24 protein-coding genes and 1 other RNA gene are annotated in these 25,051 nt (G+C 62.0%); 19 read left to right on the top strand and 6 right to left on the bottom strand.

Annotation, left to right across the window (positions count from 1 at the left end; translation table 11 throughout):
• The first annotated feature begins 45 nt into the window (after positions 1 to 45).
• The 4 genes from edd (at position 46) to AAGS40_RS12495 (ending at position 4,860) form a co-directional block, all read left to right on the top strand.
• Positions 46 to 1,965, top strand: a complete 1,920-nt coding sequence (gene edd, locus AAGS40_RS12510) for a phosphogluconate dehydratase (protein WP_345811733.1) — start codon at positions 46 to 48, stop codon at positions 1,963 to 1,965.
• 37 nt (positions 1,966 to 2,002) lie between these two features.
• Positions 2,003 to 2,644 carry a bifunctional 4-hydroxy-2-oxoglutarate aldolase/2-dehydro-3-deoxy-phosphogluconate aldolase gene (gene eda, locus AAGS40_RS12505; protein ID WP_345811732.1) on the top strand — a complete coding sequence of 214 codons (642 nt, stop codon included), beginning with the start codon at positions 2,003 to 2,005 and terminating at the stop codon, positions 2,642 to 2,644.
• 298 nt (positions 2,645 to 2,942) lie between these two features.
• Positions 2,943 to 4,355, top strand: coding sequence for a GntP family permease (locus AAGS40_RS12500; RefSeq protein ID WP_345811731.1), 1,413 nt, complete (start codon positions 2,943 to 2,945; stop codon positions 4,353 to 4,355).
• A gap of 10 nt (positions 4,356 to 4,365) precedes the next feature.
• Positions 4,366 to 4,860: a gluconokinase gene (locus AAGS40_RS12495; RefSeq protein ID WP_345811730.1), complete on the top strand. Its 495-nt coding sequence runs from the start codon at positions 4,366 to 4,368 to the stop codon at positions 4,858 to 4,860.
• Between the two features lie 96 nt (positions 4,861 to 4,956).
• On the opposite strand, the gene purB is transcribed toward AAGS40_RS12495, so the two are convergent.
• Positions 4,957 to 6,345 carry an adenylosuccinate lyase gene (purB, locus tag AAGS40_RS12490; RefSeq protein WP_345811729.1) on the bottom strand — a complete coding sequence of 463 codons (1,389 nt, stop codon included), beginning with the start codon at positions 6,343 to 6,345 and terminating at the stop codon, positions 4,957 to 4,959.
• 180 nt (positions 6,346 to 6,525) lie between these two features.
• Positions 6,526 to 7,305 (bottom strand): glycosyltransferase family A protein, encoded by a 780-nt coding sequence (locus AAGS40_RS12485; RefSeq protein ID WP_345811728.1) that lies wholly within the window; start codon positions 7,303 to 7,305, stop codon positions 6,526 to 6,528.
• 283 nt (positions 7,306 to 7,588) lie between these two features.
• On the opposite strand from AAGS40_RS12485, the gene AAGS40_RS12480 reads away from it, so the two are divergent.
• The 6 genes from AAGS40_RS12480 to AAGS40_RS12455 all read left to right on the top strand — a co-directional run bounded on the left by AAGS40_RS12480 (position 7,589) and on the right by AAGS40_RS12455 (position 13,425).
• Positions 7,589 to 8,545, top strand: coding sequence for a LysR family transcriptional regulator (locus tag AAGS40_RS12480; RefSeq protein WP_345811727.1), 957 nt, complete (start codon positions 7,589 to 7,591; stop codon positions 8,543 to 8,545).
• A 144-nt stretch (positions 8,546 to 8,689) separates the two neighbouring features.
• Positions 8,690 to 10,030 (top strand): Glu/Leu/Phe/Val dehydrogenase, encoded by a 1,341-nt coding sequence (locus tag AAGS40_RS12475; protein ID WP_345811726.1) that lies wholly within the window; start codon positions 8,690 to 8,692, stop codon positions 10,028 to 10,030.
• Between the two features lie 279 nt (positions 10,031 to 10,309).
• A complete protein-coding gene (locus tag AAGS40_RS12470) occupies positions 10,310 to 11,203 on the top strand; it encodes a glutamate/aspartate ABC transporter substrate-binding protein (RefSeq protein WP_345811725.1) in 894 nt (297 codons plus the stop codon).
• Positions 11,204 to 11,285: 82 nt separating this feature from the next.
• Positions 11,286 to 12,026: an amino acid ABC transporter permease gene (locus AAGS40_RS12465; RefSeq protein ID WP_345811724.1), complete on the top strand. Its 741-nt coding sequence runs from the start codon at positions 11,286 to 11,288 to the stop codon at positions 12,024 to 12,026.
• Positions 12,026 to 12,703 (top strand): glutamate/aspartate ABC transporter permease GltK, encoded by a 678-nt coding sequence (gltK, locus tag AAGS40_RS12460; protein WP_345811723.1) that lies wholly within the window; start codon positions 12,026 to 12,028, stop codon positions 12,701 to 12,703. The genes AAGS40_RS12465 and gltK overlap by 1 nt, the downstream gene beginning before the upstream one ends.
• Positions 12,700 to 13,425: an amino acid ABC transporter ATP-binding protein gene (locus AAGS40_RS12455; protein WP_345811722.1), complete on the top strand. Its 726-nt coding sequence runs from the start codon at positions 12,700 to 12,702 to the stop codon at positions 13,423 to 13,425. Before gltK ends, AAGS40_RS12455 begins: the two co-directional genes overlap by 4 nt.
• A gap of 129 nt (positions 13,426 to 13,554) precedes the next feature.
• Here the strand turns inward: AAGS40_RS12455 and AAGS40_RS12450 are convergent, their stop codons facing one another.
• Complete coding sequence (locus tag AAGS40_RS12450; RefSeq protein WP_345811721.1) at positions 13,555 to 14,487, bottom strand: class II glutamine amidotransferase; 933 nt, start codon at positions 14,485 to 14,487, stop codon at positions 13,555 to 13,557.
• Positions 14,488 to 14,880: 393 nt separating this feature from the next.
• Between AAGS40_RS12450 and pyrC the strand changes: the two genes are divergently transcribed.
• From pyrC to rnpB, 3 genes are all read left to right on the top strand, one after another.
• Positions 14,881 to 15,975 carry a dihydroorotase gene (gene pyrC / locus AAGS40_RS12445; RefSeq protein ID WP_345811720.1) on the top strand — a complete coding sequence of 365 codons (1,095 nt, stop codon included), beginning with the start codon at positions 14,881 to 14,883 and terminating at the stop codon, positions 15,973 to 15,975.
• An 11-nt stretch (positions 15,976 to 15,986) separates the two neighbouring features.
• Positions 15,987 to 16,814 (top strand): DUF3025 domain-containing protein, encoded by an 828-nt coding sequence (locus AAGS40_RS12440; protein ID WP_345811719.1) that lies wholly within the window; start codon positions 15,987 to 15,989, stop codon positions 16,812 to 16,814.
• Positions 16,815 to 16,975: 161 nt separating this feature from the next.
• Positions 16,976 to 17,389: RNase P RNA component class A (gene rnpB, locus AAGS40_RS12435), an RNA gene on the top strand.
• 72 nt (positions 17,390 to 17,461) lie between these two features.
• Here the strand turns inward: rnpB and AAGS40_RS12430 are convergent.
• Positions 17,462 to 17,884: an OsmC family protein gene (locus tag AAGS40_RS12430; RefSeq protein WP_345811718.1), complete on the bottom strand. Its 423-nt coding sequence runs from the start codon at positions 17,882 to 17,884 to the stop codon at positions 17,462 to 17,464.
• A gap of 712 nt (positions 17,885 to 18,596) precedes the next feature.
• Here AAGS40_RS12430 and rplM point away from each other — a divergent pair.
• From rplM to erpA, 3 genes are all read left to right on the top strand, one after another.
• On the top strand, positions 18,597 to 19,025 hold the full coding sequence (gene rplM / locus AAGS40_RS12425; protein ID WP_020069304.1) for a 50S ribosomal protein L13: 429 nt from the start codon (positions 18,597 to 18,599) through the stop codon (positions 19,023 to 19,025).
• Positions 19,026 to 19,036: 11 nt separating this feature from the next.
• Positions 19,037 to 19,429, top strand: coding sequence for a 30S ribosomal protein S9 (gene rpsI / locus AAGS40_RS12420; RefSeq protein ID WP_007180423.1), 393 nt, complete (start codon positions 19,037 to 19,039; stop codon positions 19,427 to 19,429).
• A gap of 206 nt (positions 19,430 to 19,635) precedes the next feature.
• Positions 19,636 to 20,001, top strand: coding sequence for an iron-sulfur cluster insertion protein ErpA (erpA, locus tag AAGS40_RS12415; RefSeq protein ID WP_345811714.1), 366 nt, complete (start codon positions 19,636 to 19,638; stop codon positions 19,999 to 20,001).
• A gap of 116 nt (positions 20,002 to 20,117) precedes the next feature.
• Here erpA and AAGS40_RS12410 read toward each other — a convergent pair whose 3' ends face one another.
• On the bottom strand, positions 20,118 to 21,251 hold the full coding sequence (locus AAGS40_RS12410) for an anhydro-N-acetylmuramic acid kinase (RefSeq protein ID WP_345811713.1): 1,134 nt from the start codon (positions 21,249 to 21,251) through the stop codon (positions 20,118 to 20,120).
• Between the two features lie 205 nt (positions 21,252 to 21,456).
• Here AAGS40_RS12410 and tyrS point away from each other — a divergent pair, with 205 nt between their 5' ends.
• The 3 genes from tyrS (at position 21,457) to AAGS40_RS12395 (ending at position 24,017) form a co-directional block, all read left to right on the top strand.
• Positions 21,457 to 22,707, top strand: coding sequence for a tyrosine--tRNA ligase (tyrS, locus tag AAGS40_RS12405; RefSeq protein ID WP_345811712.1), 1,251 nt, complete (start codon positions 21,457 to 21,459; stop codon positions 22,705 to 22,707).
• A 67-nt stretch (positions 22,708 to 22,774) separates the two neighbouring features.
• Positions 22,775 to 23,233, top strand: a complete 459-nt coding sequence (dtd, locus tag AAGS40_RS12400) for a D-aminoacyl-tRNA deacylase (RefSeq protein ID WP_345811711.1) — start codon at positions 22,775 to 22,777, stop codon at positions 23,231 to 23,233.
• Between the two features lie 106 nt (positions 23,234 to 23,339).
• Positions 23,340 to 24,017: a histidine phosphatase family protein gene (locus tag AAGS40_RS12395; RefSeq protein WP_345811710.1), complete on the top strand. Its 678-nt coding sequence runs from the start codon at positions 23,340 to 23,342 to the stop codon at positions 24,015 to 24,017.
• Positions 24,018 to 24,085: 68 nt separating this feature from the next.
• Here AAGS40_RS12395 and AAGS40_RS12390 read toward each other — a convergent pair whose 3' ends face one another.
• Positions 24,086 to 25,036 carry an oxygenase MpaB family protein gene (locus tag AAGS40_RS12390; protein WP_345811709.1) on the bottom strand — a complete coding sequence of 317 codons (951 nt, stop codon included), beginning with the start codon at positions 25,034 to 25,036 and terminating at the stop codon, positions 24,086 to 24,088.
• Positions 25,037 to 25,051: the final 15 nt, after the last annotated feature.

Raw genomic sequence — 25,051 nt, 5'->3', positions numbered from 1 at the left:
AGTGCGCGCCTACAGCCGCCGTGAGCCAGCGACGAAGGAGCTCCGATGGTTTCCCCGCATTCGCAATTGTTGAAGGTTACGCAGCGTGTGGTCGAGCGCAGCAAGCCGACCCGTGAGGCCTATCTCGCCCGCATTCACGCGGCGCAGGGCAAGTTCCCGGCGCGCGGCGCGCTATCGTGCGCGAACCTCGCGCACGGTTTCGCCGGCCTCGAAGGCAACGACAAGCTCGTCATCAAGCAGATCCGCGAACCGAACATCGGAATCGTCTCCTCGTACAACGAGATGCTGTCGGCCCACGCGCCGTACAAAAACTACCCGGACATCATCAAGCAGGCCGCGCGTGAAAACGGCGGCGTCGCGCAATTCGCGGGCGGCGTGCCGGCCATGTGCGACGGCGTCACGCAAGGCAACGCGGGCATGGAACTGTCGCTGTTCTCGCGCGAAGTCATCGCGATGAGCACGGCCGTCGCACTCACCCACAACATGTTCGACGCGGCGCTGTGCCTCGGCATCTGCGACAAGATCGTGCCGGGTCTGCTGATCGGCGCGCTGCAATTCGGGCATCTGCCGACCATTTTCGTGCCGGCCGGTCCAATGGGCAGCGGCCTGTCCAACGACGACAAGGCCAAAACGCGTCAGCTTTTCGCGACCGGCCAGTGCGGCCGCGATGCATTGCTCGAGGCGGAAGCCGCCGCGTATCACAGCCACGGCACCTGCACGTTCTACGGCACGGCGAACAGCAACCAGATGCTGATGGAAGTGATGGGCCTGCATCTGCCGAGTTCGGCTTTCGTGCATCCGCATACGCCGCTGCGCGACGCGCTGACGGCGCAGGCCGCGCGGCGCGTGCTCGATCTGACGGCAGACCGCGGCAATTACACGCCGATCGGCCATGTGGTCGACGAAAAAGCGATCGTGAACGGCATCGTCGCTTTGCTGGCAACGGGCGGTTCGACCAATCACACACTGCACCTCGTCGCCATTGCGCGCGCGGCCGGCATCGTGATCGACTGGGACGATTTCGACACGCTGTCGCAAGCCGTGCCGCTCCTCGCAAAAATCTATCCGAACGGCAAGGCCGACGTGAACCACTTCCACGCGGCGGGCGGCGTCGCGTTCCTCGTGCGCAATCTGCTGGACGGCGGCCTGCTGCATGAAGACGTGAACACCGTCGCGGGAAAGGGGCTCAGGCATTACACCAAAGAGCCGAAGCTGATCGACGGCAAGCTGCAATGGGTGCCCGGCACGGAAAAGAGCGAAGACACGGCGGTGCTGCGCGGCATCGCGGAGCCGTTCCAGCCGGACGGCGGTTTGCGTCTGATGCAGGGCAAGCTCGGCCGCGGTGTCATCAAGATTTCGGCGGTCGCGGCGCAGCATCGCAAGGTGAAGGCGCCGGCTATCGTGTTCGATTCGCAGGAAGCCGTGCAGGAAGCGTTCGACAAAGGCGAACTGAAGCGCGACTTCATCGCCGTGGTGCGCTTTCAGGGCGCGCGGGCAAACGGCATGCCGGAACTGCATCGTTTGACGCCGCTCCTCGGTGTGTTGCAGGATCAGGGTTTTCATGTCGCGCTGGTCACGGACGGCCGCATGTCGGGCGCATCGGGCAAGGTGCCCGCAGTGATCCATCTGTCGCCGGAAGCGTTGCTGCATGGGCCGATCGGCAAGGTGCGCACGGGCGACATGCTTGAAATCGACGCGGACGCCGGCGTGCTCGACATCGAAATCGACGCAGCGGAATGGGCCGCGCGCGCCTGCGCGGTGCCGCAGCATCAGGCGGAAAACGAAGTGGGTTTCGGCCGCGAACTGTTCGGCGTGTTCCGCGCAGCGGCGGCGCCTGCGGAGCAGGGCGCGTCGGTATTCGGCGCGATGGTCGGCGAGCGGGCGCAGCAGCACGCCGAACAAGGCGAACACGGCCACGCTCGCGCACACGGCGAAATGCACACGAGCACCACTCAAGCCAGCTAAGCGCTACTTCAGCGCTGCAGAACCAAGGAGTCTGACTATGACGTCGAAAACAGTAAGCGATATCGTGCGCCTCGGCCCGGTGATTCCGGTGCTCGCGTTCGACTCGGTCGAGCAGGGTGAACACGTGTCGCGCGCGCTGCATGCGGGCGGCGTGAAAGTGCTGGAGATTACGCTGCGCACGGCGGCCGGACTGGAAGCGATCGAACGCGCAAGCCAGCTGGCCGAGGACATCGTGGTTGGCGTCGGCACGATCACGAAGCCGGAGCACTGTGCTCAGGCGAAGAAAGCGGGCGCGCAGTTCGGCGTGTCGCCGGGCCTGACGAAAGACATGCACAAGGCCGCGCAGGACGCCGGCCTGCCGCTGCTGCCCGGTGTGATGACGCCGAGCGACATCATCACCGCGCTCGAACTCGGCTATGAGATCGTGAAGTTCTTCCCGGCGCAGCAGGCCGGCGGCGTGCCGATGCTGCAAGCTTTTCATGGTCCGTTCCCGAACCTGAAATTTTGCCCGACCGGCGGCATTACGGCGGAAACGGCGACGCATTTCCTGTCGCTGCCCAACGTGGTGTGCGTCGGTGGTTCGTGGCTCACGCCGAAGGCCGCGCTGGCCGCGCAGAACTGGGACGAAGTCACGCGCCTCGCGCGAGCCGCCAGTCAACTGGCCGCGCCCGCCCATTAACGGCAGCACGCGCAACGTAGTCCACCATTGCGCTCGGCATGAAAGAGCCTCGCTGCGACAGCCCGCCCGGCTGTCGCAGCGAGGCTCTTTTTTATGTGCGTGCAGCAACGAGGTGGGAGCGCGCGCATTTCGCGCGCGCTTTGTGAAAACAAACAGTAAAATTCAGCGTCCGCGCGGCTAGCCGGGTTTTCCGGCACCACGCAGGTTGCCGTGAGACAGAGTGCCGGCCGCTTTCCGCATGCCCGGGCCACGGCCGGGCGCGGGCACTCGCAATCAATAACGCACAAGGAGGAGCTTCATGGAAGCTGTTCACGGCAGCATGCTGCTGGTCTACGGGGTCGTCGCCATCGCATTGCTGATCCTGCTGATCACGCGCTTCAAGGTTTATCCGTTTCTCGTCCTGATCATCGTCTCGCTGCTGCTGGGCCTCGCGTCCGGCATGCCTATGGCGACCATTGTCAAATCGTTCGAAACGGGTAACGGCAACACGCTGGGGCACATTGCGATCGTGGTGGGCCTCGGCACGATGCTCGGCAAGATGATGGCCGAGTCGGGCGGCGCCGAGCGCATCGCCACCACGTTGATCAATAAATTCGGCGAAAAACACATTCACTGGGCGATGATGGTCGTCGCGATCATCGTTGGCTTGCCAGTGTTCTTCGAAGTCGGTTTCGTGCTGCTGATTCCCATTGCGTTCAACGTCGCGAAACGCACGAACAAGTCGCTGCTGCTGGTCGGTTTGCCGATGGTGGCGGGTCTGTCCGTCGTGCATGGTCTGATTCCTCCGCACCCGGCCGCGATGCTGGCCGTGCAGGCTTACCATGCGGACATCGGCAAGACGATCGCGTATGGCCTCGTGGTCGGCATTCCCACGGCGATCGTCGCCGGCCCGCTGTTTTCGCTGATGATCAGCCGCTATATCAAGCTGCCGAAAGACAACGCGCTCGCGTCGCAATTTCTCGGTTCGGGCGACAGCAACGGCAACGACGTCGCAAAAGATGGCGTGCCGGGCGGCGCAAAAAGCGCCGCGCCGATGCGCGACTTGCCGAGCTTCGGCATCACGCTGTTCACGATCCTGTTGCCGGTTATCCTGATGCTGGTGGGAAGCTGGGCCGACCTCGTATTCACGCCGAAAACGCTGCCGAACGATCTGCTGCGTTTCGTCGGCAACTCCGACGTCGCGCTGCTGATCGCAGTGCTCGTCAGCTTCTGGACCTTCGGCGCGAGCCGCGGCTTCAATCGTGAGCAGATCCAGAAGTTTTGCGGCGACTGTCTCGCGCCGATCGCGGGTATTACGCTGATCGTCGGCGCGGGCGGCGGTTTTGGCCGCGTGCTGATGGACAGCGGCATTTCGAAGGAAATCGTCAATGCGGCAACGTCCGCGCATTTGTCGCCGTTGCTGTTCGGCTGGCTCGTCGCGGCGCTGATCCGCCTCGCCACCGGTTCGGCGACGGTCGCGATGACCACCGCCTGCGGTATCGTCGCGCCGATCGCGGCGGCGGGCGCCGTGCAGGTTCAGCCGGAACTGCTGGTGCTGGCCACCGGCTCGGGCTCGCTGATCTTCTCGCACGTGAACGACGGCGGTTTCTGGCTGATCAAGGAATACTTCGGTATGACGGTGGGGCAGACCTTCAAGACATGGTCGCTCCTCGAAACCATCATATCGTTGATGGGCTTGGGTTTGACCTTCGCACTCGCGGCGGTCGTGTAAGGAGTTTCAGATGATTTTGATCGCAATGGGCGTGTCGGGCGCCGGCAAAACGAAGATTGGCGAAATGCTGGCGGAACGTCTGCACTGCGCCTTCACCGACGGCGACGCATTTCACAGCGCCGCCAACAAGGAAAAGATGCACAAGGGCATTCCGCTGACCGACGACGACCGCTGGCCGTGGCTGCGCACGATCCGCGCGGCCATCGTGGAAAAGCAGAAAGCGCACGAGACGGCGGTGTTCACGTGCTCGTCGCTCAAGCGCTCGTATCGCGACGTGCTGCGCGACGGCGACAAGGACGTGTGCTTCGTCTATCTGAAAGGCTCGCGTGAAGTCCTCGAGGAGCGCCTCACGACGCGCACCGGGCATTTCTTCGATCCGTCGCTGCTGCAAAGCCAGCTCGATACGCTCGAAGAGCCGGGCCCGGATGAAGCGATTACGGTGAGTATCGAACTGACGCCGGAAGAGATCGTCGAGGAAGTGCTGCGCCAGCTCAAGTTGCGCTGAGCGCTCGCGCCTCGTGTGCATGTAAAAAAACCGCTCCTGGAGCGGTTTTTTTATGCGTCGTGGGGCTGTGCGCCAGGCGGCGCCCAGCTGGAACGGTCAGGCGATCCGCTTGGCCAGTTCAACCGCCTTGCCGATGTACGAACCCGGCGTCATCGCGAGCAGACGATCTTTCGCGTCCTGCGGGATCGCAAGGCCGCTGACGAACGTTTGCAGCGCTTCGCGCGTAATGCCCTTGCCGCGCGTCAGTTCCTTCAGCTGTTCGTACGGGTTCTCGATGCCGTAACGGCGCATGACGGTTTGCACCGGCTCGGCGAGCACTTCCCAGCAATTATCGAGGTCTTCGTTCAGACGTTGCGCGTTGACTTCGAGCTTGTCCAGACCCCGGATCAGCGAATCGTACGCGAGCAGCGAATAGCCGAACGCGACGCCGATATTGCGCAGCACCGTCGAATCGGTCAGGTCGCGCTGCCAGCGCGACACCGGCAGCTTGTCCGCGAGATGGCGCAGCGTGGCGTTTGCGAGACCGAGGTTGCCTTCCGAGTTCTCGAAGTCGATCGGATTGACCTTGTGCGGCATGGTCGACGAACCGATTTCGCCGGCCTTCGTACGCTGCTTGAAATAGCCGACCGAGATGTAGCCCCAGACGTCGCGGTCGAGATCCAGCAGGATCGTATTTGCGCGAGACACCGCGTCGAACAGTTCGGCCATGTAGTCGTGCGGCTCGATCTGGATCGTGTACGGATTGAACGTGAGCTTCAGACGCTGTTCGACCACTTCGCGCGAGAACGCTTCCCAGTCGAATTCCGGATACGCGGACAGATGCGCGTTAAAGTTGCCGACCGCACCGTTCATCTTGCCGAGCAGTTCGACCTTCGCAATCCGCTCGATCGCGCGTTCCAGACGTGCGGCGACGTTCGCGATTTCCTTGCCGAGCGTTGTCGGGCTGGCCGGCTGGCCATGGGTGCGCGACAGCATCGGCTGGGCGGCATGCGCGTGGGCAAGCGCCACGAGCCGTTGATGCACCGAGCGCAGCGCCGGCAGGATCACGTGCTCACGCGCGCCGGCCAGCATCAGGCCATGCGACGTGTTGTTGATGTCTTCCGACGTGCATGCGAAGTGAATGAATTCGCTCGCGCGCTCCAGTTCCGCCTGACCCTTCACCGATTCCTTCAGCCAGTATTCGACCGCTTTCACGTCGTGATTCGTGACGCGCTCGATTTCCTTGATGCGCGCAGCGTCGTGCGCGGTGAAGCGCTCGGCCAGTTGCAGCAGGAATTGTTCGGACGCTTCGGAGAAACGCGGCACTTCCGCGAAACCGGCGCGCGACAGCGCAATCAGCCAATGAATTTCGACCGTCACGCGATTGCGCATGAAAGCGGCTTCCGAGAGCCAGTCGCGCAGGGCTTCGGTTTTCGACGCGTAGCGACCGTCGAGCGGGGAGAGCGCGTTCAGCGCGAACAGGGTGTCGGGGCGAGTGTCGGACATGATGGGGGCCGGGTGAGGGCAAAGCGCAAGATTGAAAACGCGGGAGAAACTGCCAGAACCGCGAATTTTAACACTGGACGGTGTTTGCCCCGATTTCGCGGCGACGGCCGCCCGACTGGGTCACGCGCCTGCGCGCCGTGTGCGGAAGGCGGCGCGGGCGCGCTCGCGCCTCTTGCGTGCTTACTCCACAAAGCCCTCGTAGCAGGGAAAGAGCGTCGGCAGCAGAAAGGATGGCATTGAATGCCGCGAGAAACACCGCGACGTGGATGCCGGGTGAACGAGGTGGAGGCAGCTGGCCTGCGGATCGTCGACCGCGATCACCTTGCGGCCTGCGTTCACTACGCGGCGGATGAAACTTTCGTCGTCGTACAGATCGACGTCGTCGAACGCGGATATCGCGGCGCGTGCCTTGTCGTACACGTAAGAAAAGCCGTAGAAAAGGATGAAATCCGCGCCGATCTGCATCTTTTCGTGGAATTCGATGTGACTCACCGTGCGGCCGCTCAGTTCGTAATGCAGCCCGACCTTGGCGTTCAGATCCATATAACCGAAGAACTGCGTGTGCGGCGCGTACATGAAGAACCCGGACAGTTTGATCAGATCGGCGTGGCTCTCCTGCATCGTGGCGAGCATGTGAGCGAGATAGTGCGGCGCGTAGTGGTCGTCGTCGTCGAAATGGGCGATCACGCAGCCGCGCGACTCGGCAACCAGAAAGTTGCGCTTGGCGCCGATCGACATGCGCGCGGGCGAGTGGAAATAGCGGATGCGCGCATCCGTGGAGGCGAGCGCTTGCAGATAGGCACTGGGCTGCGCACTGTCGTCGAGAATCAGCCATTCCCATTCGACGCGTTGGCGCAGCACGCAACGCGCGATGGCAGGCAGCAGGTGTTCGCGGTGGGCCGTCGGCGTGATGATGGAGACGTGTGGACGCATGGGCGGCGTAAGAAAGTGAGGGGGCAAGGCGGCGGGTCGTGCCGGGCACGATATCGGGCCGCCATTGGATGGCCTATCGGCGAAGTCCGATTTGTGCCGGCTTGCTCGCCTGGCGTTGGTTTTGCGTTCGCTTTGATGCTGCGTTGTCATCGGCATTGGCGCTTGCACTCGCACTCGCGCCTGCACTCGCACTCGCACTCGCACTCGCGACATAAGCGGTCTCCATGACGTTCGGCGCTGCAACCGCCTTCCATCAGCACATCAGCATCTAGAATGCTGACTTCCTCTTTCCGCCGGCAGCAGGCTACGCATGGAACTGAAATGGCTCGAAGACTTCGTCTCGCTCGCGGAAACGCGTAGTTTCAGCCGCTCGGCAGAATTGCGGCACGTCACGCAGCCGGCTTTTTCGCGGCGCATTCAGGCGCTCGAGGCGTGGCTCGGCACCGAGTTGATCGATCGCTCGGTGTATCCGACGCGGCTGACGGCGGCCGGTCAGGTATTCAACGAGCAGGCGCTCGCCATGCTCTCGCAGTTTCACGAGGCGCGCGCGCTGCTGCGCGGTCACACGGCGACGCCGCAGGCGACGATCGAGTTCGCTGTTCCGCACACGTTATCGCTCACGTACTTCCCGCGCTGGCTCCAGCGGATCGAAGCGCAAATGGGTCCGATCCACACGCGGCTGCGCGCGCTGAACGTGCACGACGCGGCGCTTGCGCTCGTGGAAGGCGGCTGCGATCTGATGATGGGCTATCACCATCCCAGCCATCCGGTGGCGCTCGATCCCGGCCGCTACGACATGCTGACGCTCGGCAACGAGCCGATCAGCCCGTTCTCGGCGCCGGGCCGCGCCGGCCGGCCGCGTCACACGTTGCCGGGCACGCCTGAATCGCCCGCGCCGTATCTGTCCTATACGCCGAACGCGTACCTCGGCCGCATGACCGAGGTGATTCTGGCCAACGCGCCCGAACGTCTGTATCTGGACCGGCTCTACGAAACCGACATGGCCGAAGGGCTCAAGGCAATGGCGCTAGCCGGTCACGGCGTCGCGTTTCTGCCGCATAGCGCCGTGGAAGATGCAGTGGCGGACGGCAAGCTGATCCGCCTCGATCGCGCGACGCGTAGCACGCCGGAAGGGCAGCTTACGCTTACGATGGAGATTCGGCTGTACCGCGACAAGCTGGCCGCGAAGAGTGACGACGCGCGCCAGATGCTCGTGAGGCAGCTATGGGACGTGGTATCCGGAGAACTGGCGCAGCGCGGCGCGTAAGGTCGTTGTCCTGCTCGCGGACGACATGAATTTGCGGCTTCTGAAGGGTTATGCATAAAAAACATAATCGGATAAGGAATCGGCATTGGATTTCAAATCGGCGTTTTTCGACAATGCTGTCATTCGATCAACGCCGGAGCGTTCATGTCATCCCAGCAACAGGCAGCACACGCCGCACAAGCGTCTCAAGCAGCACAATCCGCATCCACCTTGCAGGCCGTTCCTTCCTACCTGAATAAAGACGATCTCGGCCCGTGGGGCAACTACCTGCGCCAGGTCGATCGCGTCGCGCCTTATCTCGGCTCCCTGTCCCGCTGGCTCGAAACGCTGAAGCGCCCGAAGCGCATTCTGGTGGTCGACGTGCCTATCGAACTGGATAACGGCACGGTTGCTCACTTCGAAGGCTATCGCGTTCAGCACAACGTGTCGCGTGGTCCGGGCAAGGGCGGCGTGCGGTATCACCAGGACGTGACATTGTCGGAAGTGATGGCGTTGTCGGCGTGGATGTCGGTGAAGAACGCTGCGGTCAACGTGCCGTACGGCGGCGCGAAGGGCGGTATTCGCGTCGATCCGCGCACGCTGTCGCGAGGTGAGCTGGAGCGCATGACGCGCCGCTACACCAGCGAGATCGGCATCATCATCGGACCGAATACCGATATCCCCGCGCCGGACGTGAACACGAACGAGCAGATCATGGCGTGGATGATGGACACGTACTCGATGAACCAGGGCCAGACGGCCACCGGCGTCGTGACCGGCAAGCCGATCACGCTGGGCGGCTCGCTCGGCCGTCGCGAGGCGACCGGCCGCGGCGTGTTCGTGGTGGCGTCGGAAGCCGCGCGCCGCATTGGCGTGGATATCGAAGGCGCGCGCATTGCCGTGCAGGGCTTTGGCAACGTCGGCGGGATTGCGGCGCGTCTGTTCCAGGAAGCGGGTTCGAAAGTGGTCGCGGTGCAGGACCACACCGGCTCGATCTACAAGTCGACGGGTATCGACGCAGTCGCGCTGCTCGATCACGTCGCAAAGACGGGCGGCGTGGGCGGCTACGCGGAAGCCGATTCGGTCACGAGCGAAGAATTCTGGAACGTCGAGTCGGACATCCTGATTCCGGCCGCACTGGAAAACCAGATTACCGAAAAGAACGCTTCCAAGATCAAGACGAAGATCGTCGTGGAAGGCGCGAACGGCCCGACCACCACGGCGGCGGACGACATTCTGCATGACCGCGGCATCCTCGTGATTCCGGACGTGGTCGCGAATGCCGGTGGCGTGACCGTGTCGTATTTCGAATGGGTGCAGGACTTCTCGAGCTTCTTCTGGACCGAAGACGAAATCAACCAGCGTCTCGAACGCGTGATGCGCGAAGCGTTTGCCGCGGTGTGGCAAGTGTCGAGCGAACAGAAAGTGTCCGTGCGGACTGCAGCGTTCATCGTCGCGTGTAAGCGGATTCTCGAAGCGCGCGAACTGCGCGGCCTGTATCCCTGATCTGACTTGTTTCAGAACAGTCGTTTGTCTCACACGATAAACGGCTCGACGATTCTTGTGTCAACGCGGTTCACGAGACCGCGAGTTTTACCCGGCGGGCGGCATCGGATCGATGCCGCCCGCTTTGCCTGTCCGGAAAGGTTTTCCGACTCCCCTAAACGCGCGCAGGCCCCCTGTTTCAGGCATCGCGGCGCGAATGCAACAACATGGTTTGTCGCAATACTTTCAGAATAATTACTTTGCTAAACTGGCGCCGGTTCTTGCCAAGGAGATCATCACATGAAGGTTAAAAAAGCTGCGCTGCTGCTCGCGACTCTCGGACTGTTTACGGTTGGCGCGCACGCGCAAGACGCAGGTACGCTGAAAAAAATCAAGGACACGGGCGTCATTTCGCTGGGGCATCGTGAGTCGTCGATTCCGTTTTCTTACTACGACGACAAGCAGAACGTTATCGGCTATTCGCAGGAATTCGCACTGAAAGTGGTCGACGCGGTGAAGCAGAAGCTGAACATGCCGAACCTGAAGGTCAAGCTCACGCCCGTCACGTCGCAAAACCGCATTCCGCTCGTGCAGAACGGCACGGTCGACATGGAATGCGGCTCCACCACCAATAACGCCGAGCGCCAGCAACAGGCTGCGTTCTCGAACACGATCTTCGTGATCGGCACGCGTCTGATGACGAAGAAAGACTCGGGCATCAAGGACTGGGCCGACCTGAAGGGCAAGACGGTCGTCACGACCGCCGGCACCACGTCCGAGCGCCTGCTTCGCAAGATGAATCAGGACAAGAGCATGGGCATGAACATCATCAGCGCGAAGGATCACGGCGAGTCGTTCCTGACGCTCTCCACGGGCCGCGCCGCTGCGTTCATGATGGACGACGCATTGCTCGCGGGTGAGCGCGCGAAGTCGAACAATCCGGGCGACTTCGTGATCGTCGGCGCGCCGCAGTCGCATGAAGCGTACGGCTGCATGATTCGCAAGAACGATCCGGAATTCAAGAAGGTGGTCGACGACGCGATCGCGAAGGTCGAGACCTCGGGCGAAGCCGATCAGATCTACAAGAAGTGGTTCGAGTCGCCGATCCCGCCGAAGGGCCTGAACCTGAATTTCCCGGAAAGCGACGACATCAAGGCGCTTTTCAAGAGCCCGAATGACAAGGCAATCGACTAAACCTTAGCTGTTTCTTTGAAACGCTGAACGGAACGGAAGGGGCCACGCGCTTCTTCCGTTTCTTTTTGCTGGAGTCTTGGTCATGTCATATCACTGGAACTGGGGCATCTTGCTGAGCCCCGTCTCCACCGGCGAGCCGACCACTTATCTGGGCTGGCTGCTGTCGGGCTTCTGGGTGACGATCACCGTGTCGCTGTCGGCATGGGTGATCGCGCTGATCGTCGGTTCGTTTTTCGGCGTGCTGCGTACGGTGCCGAACCGATGGGCGTCGGGCATCGGCACGCTTTACGTCGCGATTTTCCGCAACATTCCGCTGATCGTGCAGTTCTTCGTCTGGTATCTGGTGATACCCGAACTGCTGCCTGTGTCGATCGGCAACTGGTTCAAGCAACTGCCGCCGGGCGCGCAGTTCTTTTCGTCGTCGATTATCTGTCTTGGGCTCTTCACTGCCGCGCGCGTGTGCGAGCAGGTGCGCTCCGGCATCAACGCATTGCCGAAAGGCCAGCGCGCCGCAGGTCTCGCCATGGGCTTCACGCAGTGGCAGACGTATCGCTATGTGCTGCTGCCGGTGGCGTACCGGATCATCGTGCCGCCGCTCACGTCTGAATTCCTGAATATCTTCAAGAATTCGGCGGTGGCATCGACCATTGGTCTGCTCGATCTGTCCGCGCAGGCGCGTCAACTGGTGGACTACACGTCGCAAACCTATGAATCGTTCATCGCTGTCACGCTCGCCTACATGCTGATCAATCTGGTCGTGATGCAACTGATGCGCTGGGTCGAAGCGAAGACCCGGTTGCCCGGCTATATCGGAGGCAAGTAATGCATCATTTCGACTGGAGCGGTATTCCGGGCGCATTGCCTACGCTGTGGACCGGCGCCATCGTCACGGTCAAGATCACGCTGATCGCGATCGTGTTCGGCATTATCTGGGGCACCGTGCTCGCCATGTTGCGGTTATCGTCGTTCAAGCCTTTCCAGTGGTTCGCGAAGGCTTACGTGACGATCTTCCGCTCCATCCCGCTGGTGATGGTGCTGCTGTGGTTCTTCCTGATCGTGCCGCAGGTGCTGCAGAACGTGCTCGGTTTGTCGCCGGATATCGACATTCGCCTCGCATCCGCAATGGTTGCGTTCTCGCTCTTCGAGGCCGCGTACTACTCGGAGATCATCCGCGCGGGCATTCAGGCAGTGCCGCGCGGCCAGGTGAATGCGGCGTTCGCGCTCGGCATGAACTACGCGCAGGCCATGCGTCTTGTCGTATTGCCGCAGGCGTTTCGCGCGATGGTGCCGCTGCTGCTCACGCAAGGCATCGTGCTGTTTCAGGATACGTCGCTCGTGTATGTAATCAGCCTCGCCGATTTTTTCCGCACGGCGACGAATATTGGCGACCGTGACGGTACGAATGTCGAAATGGTACTGTTCGCGGGCGCGTGTTATTTCGTGATCTGCGTGATCGCGTCGAGCCTCGTCAAAGGTCTTCAGAAAAAGGTCGCAAGATGATCTCCATCAAGAATGTTTCGAAGTGGTACGGCCAGTTTCAGGTGCTGACGGACTGCACGACGGAAGTCAAAAAAGGTGAAGTGGTGGTGGTGTGCGGGCCATCGGGTTCGGGCAAGTCCACGCTGATTAAAACCGTCAACGGTTTGGAGCCGTTCCAGAAGGGCGAGATCGTCATCAATGGCCAGTCGCTGACTGACAGGAAGACCAACCTGTCGAAGCTGCGCTCGAAAGTCGGCATGGTGTTCCAGCACTTCGAGCTGTTTCCGCACCTGTCGATCGTGCAGAACCTCACGCTGGCGCAGGTCAAGGTACTGGGCCGTTCGAACGATGAGGCCACCGCGAAGGGGTTGAAGCTGCTCGATCGCGTAGGTCTGCGCGCGCATGCGGACAAGTTTCCGGGCCAGTTGTCGGGCGGTCAGCAACAGCGTGTGGCGATTGCACGCGCGTTGTCGATGGACCCGATCGCAATGCTGTTCGACGAACCCACGTCGGCGCTCGATCCGGAAATGATCAACGAAGTGCTCGACGTGATGGTCGAACTCGCGCAGGAAGGGATGACCATGATGTGCGTGACGCACGAAATGGGCTTTGCGAAGAAGGTCGCGCATCGCGTGATTTTCATGGACAAAGGCCTGATCGTCGAAGACGACCGCAAGGAAGACTTCTTCGCGAATCCGAAGTCGGACCGCGCGAAAGATTTTCTCGCGAAGATCCTGCACTGAAGCTGATGAGATGAACGCCGGGCGCGCTGTATGTTTGCGGCGCGGCGCGGCGCGGCGATTAAAAAGCCTCGCACTTTGCAGTGCAAGGCTTTTTTTATTGCGCCCGGAATCTCGTGCGGGTGCGTCGGATCAGGATTCGAATGTCGCGGCGTCGTCGGCGGCTTCGAGGTCGACTTCCGCCGCGGATCGGACCGTGGGCGCGATCGTCGCGGCAATCGTCGTAGCGGACGCCGACGCGTCCAGCGACGGATTGCGCAGCTTTTCCAGCACGGACGGCGGCACCGGCACATTGACTCGCCCGATCACTTCGCCGTGCTGGAACATCAGCAGATCGCCGGGATTGAAGGCGGTCCACACTTCGTTGTCCGTGAGCGGCTTGGTCGCAATGACCGCGACGCGATCTTCGGGCGTCGTGTATTTGGCGAAGTCGATCGACACGTCGGCGTCCACCAGATGCGCGGTGGAGAACGGCCAGCGCCGCACGATGTAATACAGATGCGTGGAGCAATGCGCGAAGAGTGCCTGCCCGTTCGACATCAGAAAGTTGAACACGCCGAATTGCGTGATGTCGCGCGTGAGCGTTTCAAGCGCGGCGAACAGTTCATCAAGCGGCGGCTGGCAGCCGGGAAACGCCTTGCGCAAACCTTGCAGCAGCGCGCAAAACGCCAGCTCGCTGTCAGTCGTGCCCACGGGTTGATACACGCCGTTCAGCGCGGGCGAGTAGTTTTTCAGATCGCCGTTATGCGCGAAGATCCAGTGACGGCCCCACAATTCTCGCATGAAAGGGTGACAGTTTTCCAGCAGGATGTGCCCTTGCGTTGCCTTGCGGATATGCGCGATGGTGTTCTTCGATTTGATCGGGTAGCGCTTGACCATCTCGGCGATCGGCGAGGTGGCCGACGATTGATGGTCGATGAACAGCCGGCAGGCTTTATCTTCGAAGAAGGCGATACCCCAGCCGTCCGCGTGATGATCCGTGACGCCGCCGCGCGCTGCGAAGCCGGTGAACGAGAACGTGACGTCCGTCGGCGCGGCGCAGTTCATTCCTAGAAGTTGGCACATGTTGCGGGTAAGCCTCGCGGCTGCGTCCACTAGCGGGCAAGCCGTTACAATGATGATTGTCCAAGCATATCACCGCGCCAAAAACGCCAAATAGCAAATTGACGTGTATTCGGGCCGTAACGTCGCGGATTGAAGAGGCGCATCGGCTTAATTAGCGGGGATCTGCAACTGAAACTGTTGTCGGGATCTGCTGCCGGAAGCGGCCGCCGTGAGCGGGTGCCGGGAACGGGTGCCGTGAATTGCTGCCGGCATCGGTTGCCGCCGTCTTTTGCCGGGGGTGGCCGCCGGGTCTTTTCGCCGCGCCCGGTGCTTTCCTGTTGGGCCGCTCCGTGTTCTATTCGCTGTTCATTCATTGGCCCGATTCGTTGTCTTCATTCGTTGTTCCTACTTGCCATGACCGCCTCCACCGCTTCCCACGTTACCGCCGACAGCCGGATCGATAGCCAGATCGACTCCATCACACTGGCTCGCCCGGACGACTGGCATCTGCACGTACGCGACGGCGCCATGCTCGCCGCCGTGCTGCCGGACACCGCTCGCCAGTTCGGCCGCGCGATCATCATGCCGAACCTGAAGCCGCCCGTTACCACCACCGCGATGGCGCAGGCTTATCGCGAGCGGATCGTCGCGGCAATTCCGGCCGGCGCGAAATTCGAACCGTTGATGACGCTGTACCTCACCGACAATACGCCGCCCGACGAAATCCGCCGCGCGCGTGAGAGCGGCTTCGTGCATGGCGTGAAACTGTATCCGGCAGGCGCGACGACGAATTCGGACGCGGGCGTGACCGACATCATGAAGTGCGCGAAAACGCTGGAAGTGATGCAGGAAGTGGGGATGCCGCTGCTCGTGCATGGCGAAGTGACGGACTCGTCGATCGATCTGTTCGACCGCGAGAAAGTGTTTATTGACCGTGTGATGACGCCGCTACGCCGCGCGTTTCCGGCGCTCAAGGTGGTGTTCGAACACATCACCACGAAAGACGCGGTCGACTACATCCGTGAAGCCGGCGCCACGCCGGATCTGCTGGGCGCGACGATCACCGCGCATCATCTGCTGTACAACCGCAACGCCATTTTTCAGGGCGGCATTCGTCCGCATTACTACTGCTTGCCGGTGCTCAAGCGCGAGACGCATCGAGTGGCGCTCGTGGAAGCCGCGACGTCGGGCAATCCGCGTTTCTTCCTCGGCACGGATAGCGCGCCGCATCCGAAGGGCCTGAAAGAGCACGCGTGCGGCTGTGCGGGGTGCTACACCGCGCTGCATGCGCTGGAGTTGTACACCGAAGCGTTCGACAAAGCCGACGCGCTCGACAAGCTCGAAGGTTTTGCCAGCTTCTATGGCGCCGATTTCTACCGCTTGCCGCGCAGCCAGGAAAAGGTGACGCTGCGTCGCGAAGAATGGACCTTGCCGGCCGAGTTGCCGGTGGGCGACACGCCGGTCGTGCCGCTACGCGGCGGCGAATCGATTGGCTGGCGCCTCGTCTGAGGCTGCGATCGATGCAGATGCAGGACGCCGCGCCGCCGGGCTTCGCCGACATCGACTGGACGAAGCCGTGGTTTGCGCAGTTCGCCGCGCGCGGCGAACGCTGGCAACGCGCGGCGCTCGCGGGCTATGCAGCGCTGCTGAACGAGATGAACGCCGACGCGCGTTCGACGCAGCAGCAAACAGGGCGCGGCCAGCGGCTCGCGTTCATTGCACAGGACGATCTGCCGCCGGGCGCGGCTTACGAGGCGCATATCGCGGCCACCGGCTGTGTACCGACGCGTCACAACCTGCACGATTTCTTCAACGGGTCCATGTGGTTTGCGTTTCCGCGCATCAAGGCGGCGCTGAACGCGCGGCAGTCTGCGGCCATCGACGTGTTGGGCGTTGGACCGACCCGTGGCGGCATTCGCGACGCATTGACGCTGTTCGACGAAAACGCTGTCTTGTTCGCTTGCGCTGATCCGGCGCTGAGCGCCGCGCTACGTGGCTTCGACTGGCAAACGCTGCTCGTTGCGCAGCGCGAAGCATGGGGCGCGCGCTGTGAAGTGCGCTCGTTCGGACACGCGTTGCTCGAAAAGCTGGTGACGCCGTTCAAGGCCTGTACGGGGCACGCGTGGATTGTCGACGTGCCGCCCGAGTATTTCGCGTGGAATACATCGGAGCGCGACGCGTGGGTGGACGAGGCGGTCAGCGCGGCACTGCTCGGCACCGACGAGTTGTCGAGCCGCATGTTCGCGCCGTTGCCGGTGCTGGGCATTCCCGGCTGGTGGCCGGAGAACGAATCGGCCGGCTTTTACGACGACGCGTCAGTGTTTCGGTCCGGGCGACGGGCGCGCTGAGACGGAGCGGTGTGTCGCCGCGTGGCGCACATGATGAGACGCCGAGATGTTCAGTTGCCGGGATGCCGTGCGACAGGCGTCGCGCGGAAAACCAAGCCATTCGGCTATTTCTCCGCTTGACGACGTTTGTCTATCGCCTCGATGTTAAAATCGCGTCCAGCAAAGCAGGCCAGGCAGTCGCGGCCTCTGCGGCTTCGGCCAACGAGGGCGAGGAAAGTCCGGACTCCACAGGGCAGGGTGATGGCTAACGGCCATCCGTGGTGACACGCGGAACAGGGCAACAGAAAGCAAACCGCCGATGGCCCGGCGCAAGCCGGGATCAGGTAAGGGTGAAACGGTGCGGTAAGAGCGCACCGCGGCTGCTGCAAGGCAGACCGGCACGGTAACCTCCACCCGGAGCAATTCCAAGTAGGCTGGCTAGCATCTTCGAGATGCAGGGCGGGGCCCCCGTCACGTCAGCGGGTAGGAAGCTTGAGCGCGTCAGTAATGGCGCGCCTAGAGGAATGGCTGCCACGCGCGTCGCGTTTTCGGACGTAGCGCGTGCACAGAATCCGGCTTATCGGCCTGCTTTGCCACCCCACAAAAAAATGCCGGCGTCCTTGAGGACGCCGGCATTGCTTTTTCTGACGCGAGACGACGAACCGTGCTCAGGCCGCGACGATGTCGAACGAGTGGGTCAACTCGGCCGTTTTCGCGATCATGATCGACGCCGAGCAGTATTTGTCGTGCGACAGGTTGATCGCGCGCTCCACGGTCGCCGGGTTCAGGTTCTTGCCGGTTACGGTGAAGTGAAAGTGGACCTTCGTGAAAACCTTCGGATCTTCGCTGGCGCGCTCGGCTTTCAGCGTGACCGAGCAGCCGGCAATCTCCTGGCGGCTTTTCTTCAGGATCATCACGACGTCATAGGCGGTGCAACCGCCCGTACCCAGCAATACCATTTCCATCGGACGCGGTGCGAGATTGCGACCGCCGCCCTCCGGCGCGCCGTCCATCGCGACCAGATGACCGCTGCCCGTCTCGGCCGCGAATGCCATCCCGTCTTGCCCCATCCAGCTCACTTTGCATTCCATGCTGTGCTCCACCGCGCTTTGCTATATCGAAACGGCATTGTAGCCCGGTGACTGAGTGTCCGTCCGAGGCGACGTCCGGCCGGATTTATGCGAAATGATGGCTTGCGTGTTGCGCTGCGGGATGTTCAAACCGGCCGCCTTGTGCTCGGACGTTTTAGGGGTTTTCTTCTAGACGCTCTCCGCATCTGTCGTTCCGGACAACGCGATCGCCTTTGAATTTAAACAGCATTTCGATGCCAAACGAAAAAATGCGCAATCCCATATTGTGAAACACGATTTCGCATTGCAAATATTCTTGCGTCGCACAAGGGTGGCTCATATAATCGGTTCCATCGGTTGCGGAAGCTCGCAACCTCCGCTGTCTCCTCCACCTCCTCCTTTGGTGGATTAAACCCGAACCACTTGTTCGGGTTTTTTTTCGCCTGCTGTCGCGCCCGGTTCTTCGCCAAGGCGTTGCTCGCGGCGAACCGCGTCTTACGCGCGTCCAACTACGTCAGAGGGTCGAAAAGGGCGCATCCTGCCGCGCAGTCCGTGCCGGTTTAAGGTCAAAGCGCGGACATTTTGACTTGACTGACCGAATTCCTTTATAATTCAGGGCTTTTCCGCATCCGCGCCCGCGGAGGAAGAACCAGGGAGAGCCTGCACGCGCCTCGATGCGCACACTACAAGCAGGAAAAAACACATTGGGCGCAGCAATTTTTTTGGATCGATCATGAAGACGTTTTCCGCAAAAGCCCATGAGGTGACGCGCGAATGGTACGTGATTGACGCGACGGATAAGGTTCTCGGGCGTGTCGCCAGCGAAGTGGCACACCGTCTTCGCGGCAAGCACAAGCCTGAATTCACTCCCCACGTCGACACCGGTGATTTCATCATCGTTATCAACGCCGGCAAGCTGAAAGTCACGGGCAACAAGGCAACTGACAAGAAGTACTACCGTCACTCGGGCTACCCGGGCGGTATCTATGAAACGACGTTCGGCAAGATGCAGGAACGCTTCCCGGGCCGTGCGCTCGAGAAAGCGGTCAAAGGCATGCTGCCGAAGGGCCCGCTCGGCTACGCGATGATCAAGAAGCTGAAGGTCTACGCTGAAGCAACGCATCCGCATTCGGCACAACAGCCGAAAGCGCTCGAGATCTAAGGGGAGCCCACATGATCGGTAACTGGAATTACGGCACGGGCCGCCGCAAGAGCGCCGTCGCACGCGTCTTCATCAAGGCTGGCAAGGGCGAGATCATCGTCAATGGCAAGCCTATCGCCGATTACTTCTCGCGCGAAACGTCGCTGATGATCGTGCGTCAGCCGCTGGAACTCACGAACCACGGCGTCACGTTTGACATCAAGGTCAACGTGAACGGCGGCGGTGAAACGGGTCAAGCCGGTGCGGTGCGCCACGGCATCACCCGCGCGCTGATGGACTACGACGCAACGCTGAAGCCGGAACTGTCGAAAGCCGGTTTCGTTACGCGTGACGCTCGTGAAGTCGAACGTAAGAAGGTCGGCTTCCACAAGGCACGTCGCCGGAAGCAATTCTCGAAGCGTTAATCGCTTCGCTGCGAGCCAGCCTCCGGGCTGGACCGCTGCAAAAGCCGCCAACGCGTTCGCGAAGGCGGCTTTTTTCATTGGCGGATCACGCACAAGGCTGGACGAGGCGATTGATTCTCCTGGAAGAACCCATTGATTTTGTGGGCATCAGCACGATATCGAGATCAGCCCTACAATAGCGGTTAGAAGCTTTTTGGAGAGTTCGAATGAACGCTGTTACCGAAACACCCGTAACCGAGATGCCGGCCCCTTTCGTCTTCACCGACGCGGCGGCTGACAAGGTCAAGGAACTGATCGAAGAAGAAGGCAACCCGGATCTGAAGCTGCGCGTGTTCGTGCAGGGCGGCGGCTGCTCGGGCTTCCAGTATGGTTTTACCTTTGACGAAGCTGTCAACGAAGACGATACGGTCATGAACAAGAGCGGCGTTCAGCTGCTGATCGACTCGATGAGCTACCAATACCTGGTTGGCGCCGAAATCGACTACAAAGACGACATCAACGGCGCGCAGTTCGTCATCAAGAACCCGAATGCCACGACCACATGCGGTTGCGGCTCGTCATTCTCGGTTTGATGTGCGGTTAATCGCCATAGCCGGCAAGTTGTAAAGAAAACGGGGCTTCGGCCCCGTTTTTCATTTCCAGCCAAGCTAAGCCCAGGGCCGCCCCTTGCCGAAGATCCCGACGCGAATCAGCGCGGATAAATCGCCCCCAACACGCGCGCGGCGGATGCGCCCGTGACCGCCGGCAAATTGCCCGGCAAGCGGGCCACGCAGCGCATGGCGAGCCACGCGAACGCCAGCGGCTCGACCTGGCTTGGCGGCACCCCGAGCGCTTCAGTCGTCATGACTGGCACGCCGCGTACGCCGCTGTCCTCCAAAGCCTGCTGCAAAGCCTTCATTATTTCCGGATTACGTGCGCCGCCGCCGCACACGTACACGGCCCTGGCGTCCGACGCATGTCGCTCGATCTCGCGCGCCACCGTCACGGCGGTCAACGCGACGAGCGTCGCTTGCACGTCCGCGGGCGGCAGGCCGCTGAACGGCTGCAGCCGGGCGTCGAGCCATTCGGCGTTGAACAGGTCTCGCCCGGTGCTCTTGGGCGGTTGAAGCGAGAAAAACGGTTCGTCGAGCAACGCGTTGAGCAGCTCTCGGTTCACCTGCCCGCCGGCTGCGAAGTGGCCGTTCTCATCGAATGGTTTGCCCAGATGGCGTGCCGCCCATTCGTCGAGCAATGCGTTGGCCGGGCCGCAATCGAACCCGCGTACGCTGCCTGTCGCATTGAGGATCGTAATATTGCTGATGCCGCCAAGATTGCAGACCACTCGCGTTTCGTCTTTCGCGCCGAACACGGTTGCGTGAAACGCCGGTACGAGCGGCGCGCCCTGACCGCCCGCTGCCACGTCGCGGCTGCGGAAATCCGCCACCACGTCGATATGCATCATTTCCGCGAGCAACGCCGGGTTGTTGATCTGCCGCGTGTACCCTTTTTCCGGCCGATGCCGCACCGTCTGCCCATGCACCCCGATCGCGCGGACCTCCGCGGCGCAAACGCGGCTACCGCGCAGCAGTTCGTGGCAGCAGACCACATAGCGCGTGGCAAGTGCGTTCGCCGCCAGCGCTTCGCGTTCAATTTCGTTGTCGCCCGGTTGCTGGAGCGCGAACAACGCCTCGCGCAACCCAGCCGCGAAGCCGACGAACGCCTCGGCCAGCACCACCGGCGGCTTGCCTTCGGTGAAGCGGACGGCCACGCCATCTACACCGTCCATGCTCGTGCCGGACATCAATCCAAAATAGACGCCGTCTGCGGTGTCGTCTTGCGCCACGTTGCTGCTCCTGTCGAGGGTTCGTTGCGACCGTTTTAGCAGATTTACGACGCAAGCGCGGTGAAATATGCCGCGCCATGCCGCTCACGCCAACGCGTGCAAACTCGTCAGGTAGGCATCGGCTCGTTGGCAGCGGCCCTGCGAATGGGCGCGGCGGCGCGCATCTATGGGACAATCCTTCTTTTCGCGACTTCCCGTTCCCAGCATGAGCACCGAGTCCAACAAGCCCAATCCCGCGTCCGCCTTTCCGGTCACCGACGAAGTTCGTCACGCGCTCGCCGTCACGAAACGCGGCGTCGACGAACTGCTGATCGAAGACGAATTCGCGCAAAAGCTCGCGAAGAGCCAGGCAACAGGCAAACCGCTGCGCATCAAGCTCGGGCTCGATCCGACCGCGCCCGACATTCACATCGGCCACACCGTCGTGCTGAACAAGATGCGTCAGTTGCAGGATCTCGGTCATACCGTGATTTTTCTGATTGGCGATTTCACGTCGTTGATCGGCGACCCTTCGGGCCGTAACGCCACGCGGCCGCCGCTCACACGCGAGCAGATCGAGTCGAATGCGAAAACGTATTTTGACCAGGCCGCGCTCGTGCTCGATCGCGACAAGACCGAAATCCGCTACAACAGCGAATGGTCGATGCCGCTCGGCGCCGACGGCATGATCAAACTCGCGTCGCGCTATACCGTGGCGCGGATTCTGGAGCGCGAAGATTTCACGAGGCGCTTCCAGAGCGGCGTGCCGATCTCGATCCACGAATTCCTGTACCCCTTGATGCAGGGTTACGACTCGGTCGCACTGAACGCTGACCTCGAACTCGGTGGCACGGATCAGAAATTCAACCTGCTGGTAGGCCGCGAACTGCAGAAGCAGTACGGCCAGGAACAGCAGTGCATCCTGACCATGCCGCTGCTCGAAGGCCTCGACGGTGTCGAGAAAATGTCGAAGTCGAAGAACAACTACATCGGCATCAGCGAAAAGCCGACGGATATGTTCGGTAAGCTGATGAGCATTTCGGACACGTTGATGTGGCGTTACTTCGAACTGCTGTCATTCCGTCCCATGGACGAGATCGCGGGCTTTAAAAAGGAAATCGAAGCGGGCCGCAATCCGCGCGATTTTAAGGTCATGCTCGGGCAGGAAATCGTCGCGCGTTTTCATTCGCAGGCCGACGCCGAGCGCGCGCTCGAAGATTTCAACCATCGCGCAAAGGGCGGCGTGCCGGATGATATTGCGACGGTATCGCTTGCGGGCGCACCGCTCGCGATAGGCCAGTTGCTCAAGCAGGCGAACCTCGTGCCGTCGACGAGCGAAGCGCTGCGCAATATCGAACAGGGCGGCGTGAAGATCGACGGCGCGACGGTGTCCGACAAGGGTCTCAAAGTCGAGGCGGGCGAGTACGTCGTGCAGGTCGGCAAGCGCCGCTTTGCACGCGTCACGCTGACGGCCTGATGAGCGGCGGCCACCGTACGGCTGCCGGCGACGCGCCGGTTCGCGCGCCTCGTTTGGAGGCAGACCGATGATCGCGCTGATCCAGCGCGTGCGGCGCGCCGAAGTGCGCGTGGCCGAGCGCGTCACCGGCGCGATAGAAGCTGGTCTGCTCGCGCTCGTGTGCGCCGAGCGCGGCGACACCGAAGCGGCCGCCGACAAACTGCTCGCCAAAATGCTCGGCTATCGCGTGTTCAGCGACCCCGCAGGCAAGATGAACCTGTCCGTGCAGAATCTCGACGGCGCGGGTCGTGCGGGCGGCCTGCTGCTGGTGTCGCAATTCACGCTCGCGGCGGACACCAACAGCGGTCTGCGTCCGAGCTTTACACCGGCCGCGCCGCCTGACGAAGGCAAGCGTCTGTTCGACTATTTCGTCGCGGCGGCGCGCGCGAAACATCCAATCGTCGAAACCGGCGAATTCGGCGCGGATATGCAGGTGTCGCTCGTCAACGACGGCCCTGTCACGTTCTGGTTGCAGACGAAGGCCTGAGTTCGGGCTTCGCTGCGCGGCCCGTGGCTGCAGGCCGAACCTTTTCCGCAGTCGCTTTTGCGACTATGCGGCTCGATCCAACCGCCCCAACTCGCTCACTCTCTCCATGACTACGCAGATTCTGTTGATCCGGCACGGCGAAACCGACTGGAATCGCATCAAGCGCATTCAAGGTCATATCGACATTCCGCTTGCGACCACGGGGCTAGCTCAGGCAGAACGTCTCGCCCGACGCATGGTGGAAGAGGCGAAGCAGGGCGCTCGACTCGACGCCATTTACTCGAGCGACCTGCTGCGCGCCCGGCAAACTGCCCAGCCGATCGCCGACGCACTCGGGCTGACGTTGCAGTTGCGCGAAGGTCTGCGCGAGCGGTCATACGGCGCGTTCCAGGGGCACGACAGCGACGAGATCGCCGCGCGCTTCCCTGATGAATATGCGCACTGGCAAACTCGCGACCCCGGTTTCGCGCCGCCGCAGGGCGAGTCGCAGCGCGCGCTTTATCATCGCGTGCTGCATGCAATCGAACCGCTGGTCGCCGCGCATCCCGGCGGACGGATTGCGTGCGTCGCGCACGGCGGGGTACTGGATTGCGTGCGGCGCTTTGCGGCGGGTTTGCCGCTCGATGCGCCGCGCGACTATCCGCTCCTCAACACGAGCGTGAACGTGGTCGACTATGCGGACGACGCGAGTCGCGCAACGATCGTGTCATGGGCGGACGTCGCGCATCTGGACGCGCCGAGCGGGGACGACAGCTTCAGGAAGGCGCCCGAGCCCGGGCGTTGACGAGCGGCATGGTCTGACGCCACAGGGGGCGGACGGCGCCTGATGCAGGCCGTCGGCCCTAGTCCGATCTACTTCGGGTCCACGTCGCACCCACTCGCCACGCGCCGTCTCGCGCGCTTGGACACGCCATTCACCAGCGCCCAGCGAACGACCGGCGCCACCAGCCGCACACCGGGCCTCGTCAGCGCACGACGGATGACAGCGTGCCGCTCGAAACCCAGCATTGCCTGAGCCCAATCGGGCAACAGATCGACACCCGCATTCAGCATCAACATACCGGCGGGTCGCATGGCGACGCTCGGCGCCGGCGCGTTCATCAGCACCTTCACGACCTCGCGCGTGCGCTCGCTGGCGACGAGTTGGGCGCGCATGGCCAGCAAGTAAGCTTCGATCGCGGCGCGTGAGCGCGGAATGTCGGACGCGCCGAGCATCTCGGCGATTCGCGCCGTTTCGGCAAAATACTGGTCTTGCGCGGCAACGGGCAAAAAAGGGTTCACGTAGCGCAGATGAGCGGTCATGAAACTCGACACTTCGGCCACGTGCACCCACGTCAGCAACGCGGGATCGCTCGCGCGATAAGGGCGGCCGTCGGGGGCCGTGCCGGTCACGCCAAGGTGAATGCGTTTGACCCGCTCGATTAGCGCGAGGGCATCGTGGCGGTTGCCGTAAGTCGTGCCGGCGATGAAGGTCGCCGTGCGACGCAGGCGGCCGAGAATGTCGACGCGAAAGGTCGAATGGTCCCACACACCGGCGAGCGCCAGCGGATGCAGTGCCTGGAGTAATAGCGCACTGATGCCGCCTGTCATCATGGAAGTGAAATCGGCGTGGACTTTCCAGCAGACCGAATCGGGGCCGAAGAGGCCGGGGTCGCCAGGCGGGGACGAATAGTCCAGCATGGGACCGCTGCCGCTTGTCAGGTGTGTCACACCGGCCGCGAGTTTCGAGCGCAGCCTCCCCGTCAGCAGCTGTGCAATGCTGGGTGAGCCGGATGAGTCAGGCCGCCTGGCTTGATCGGACATGGCTTGGGTGGGCCT

Origin of the sequence: Paraburkholderia sp. PREW-6R (assembly GCF_039621805.1) — a bacterium.
Lineage (GTDB): Bacteria > Pseudomonadota > Gammaproteobacteria > Burkholderiales > Burkholderiaceae > Paraburkholderia.
The sequence above is the reverse complement of the archived record's forward strand: the minus strand, read 5'-3'. Positions and strand labels throughout refer to the sequence as shown.

What these genes read in the sequence shown, in the direction of transcription:
- purB (WP_345811729.1), bottom strand. Translation starts at nt 6,345, where the DNA reads ATGTCCGACACTCGCCCCGACACCCTGTTCGCGCTGAACGCGCTCTCC.
- eda (WP_345811732.1), top strand. Translation starts at nt 2,003, where the DNA reads ATGACGTCGAAAACAGTAAGCGATATCGTGCGCCTCGGCCCGGTGATT.
- AAGS40_RS12480 (WP_345811727.1), top strand. Translation starts at nt 7,589, where the DNA reads ATGGAACTGAAATGGCTCGAAGACTTCGTCTCGCTCGCGGAAACGCGT.
- pyrC (WP_345811720.1), top strand. Translation starts at nt 14,881, where the DNA reads ATGACCGCCTCCACCGCTTCCCACGTTACCGCCGACAGCCGGATCGAT.
- AAGS40_RS12395 (WP_345811710.1), top strand. Translation starts at nt 23,340, where the DNA reads ATGACTACGCAGATTCTGTTGATCCGGCACGGCGAAACCGACTGGAAT.
- AAGS40_RS12470 (WP_345811725.1), top strand. Translation starts at nt 10,310, where the DNA reads ATGAAGGTTAAAAAAGCTGCGCTGCTGCTCGCGACTCTCGGACTGTTT.
- AAGS40_RS12495 (WP_345811730.1), top strand. Translation starts at nt 4,366, where the DNA reads ATGATTTTGATCGCAATGGGCGTGTCGGGCGCCGGCAAAACGAAGATT.
- tyrS (WP_345811712.1), top strand. Translation starts at nt 21,457, where the DNA reads ATGAGCACCGAGTCCAACAAGCCCAATCCCGCGTCCGCCTTTCCGGTC.
- rpsI (WP_007180423.1), top strand. Translation starts at nt 19,037, where the DNA reads ATGATCGGTAACTGGAATTACGGCACGGGCCGCCGCAAGAGCGCCGTC.
- AAGS40_RS12430 (WP_345811718.1), bottom strand. Translation starts at nt 17,884, where the DNA reads ATGGAATGCAAAGTGAGCTGGATGGGGCAAGACGGGATGGCATTCGCG.
- edd (WP_345811733.1), top strand. Translation starts at nt 46, where the DNA reads ATGGTTTCCCCGCATTCGCAATTGTTGAAGGTTACGCAGCGTGTGGTC.
- erpA (WP_345811714.1), top strand. Translation starts at nt 19,636, where the DNA reads ATGAACGCTGTTACCGAAACACCCGTAACCGAGATGCCGGCCCCTTTC.
- AAGS40_RS12500 (WP_345811731.1), top strand. Translation starts at nt 2,943, where the DNA reads ATGGAAGCTGTTCACGGCAGCATGCTGCTGGTCTACGGGGTCGTCGCC.
- AAGS40_RS12390 (WP_345811709.1), bottom strand. Translation starts at nt 25,036, where the DNA reads ATGTCCGATCAAGCCAGGCGGCCTGACTCATCCGGCTCACCCAGCATT.
- AAGS40_RS12455 (WP_345811722.1), top strand. Translation starts at nt 12,700, where the DNA reads ATGATCTCCATCAAGAATGTTTCGAAGTGGTACGGCCAGTTTCAGGTG.
- AAGS40_RS12450 (WP_345811721.1), bottom strand. Translation starts at nt 14,487, where the DNA reads ATGTGCCAACTTCTAGGAATGAACTGCGCCGCGCCGACGGACGTCACG.
- gltK (WP_345811723.1), top strand. Translation starts at nt 12,026, where the DNA reads ATGCATCATTTCGACTGGAGCGGTATTCCGGGCGCATTGCCTACGCTG.
- AAGS40_RS12475 (WP_345811726.1), top strand. Translation starts at nt 8,690, where the DNA reads ATGTCATCCCAGCAACAGGCAGCACACGCCGCACAAGCGTCTCAAGCA.
- rplM (WP_020069304.1), top strand. Translation starts at nt 18,597, where the DNA reads ATGAAGACGTTTTCCGCAAAAGCCCATGAGGTGACGCGCGAATGGTAC.
- AAGS40_RS12440 (WP_345811719.1), top strand. Translation starts at nt 15,987, where the DNA reads ATGCAGATGCAGGACGCCGCGCCGCCGGGCTTCGCCGACATCGACTGG.
- dtd (WP_345811711.1), top strand. Translation starts at nt 22,775, where the DNA reads ATGATCGCGCTGATCCAGCGCGTGCGGCGCGCCGAAGTGCGCGTGGCC.
- AAGS40_RS12465 (WP_345811724.1), top strand. Translation starts at nt 11,286, where the DNA reads ATGTCATATCACTGGAACTGGGGCATCTTGCTGAGCCCCGTCTCCACC.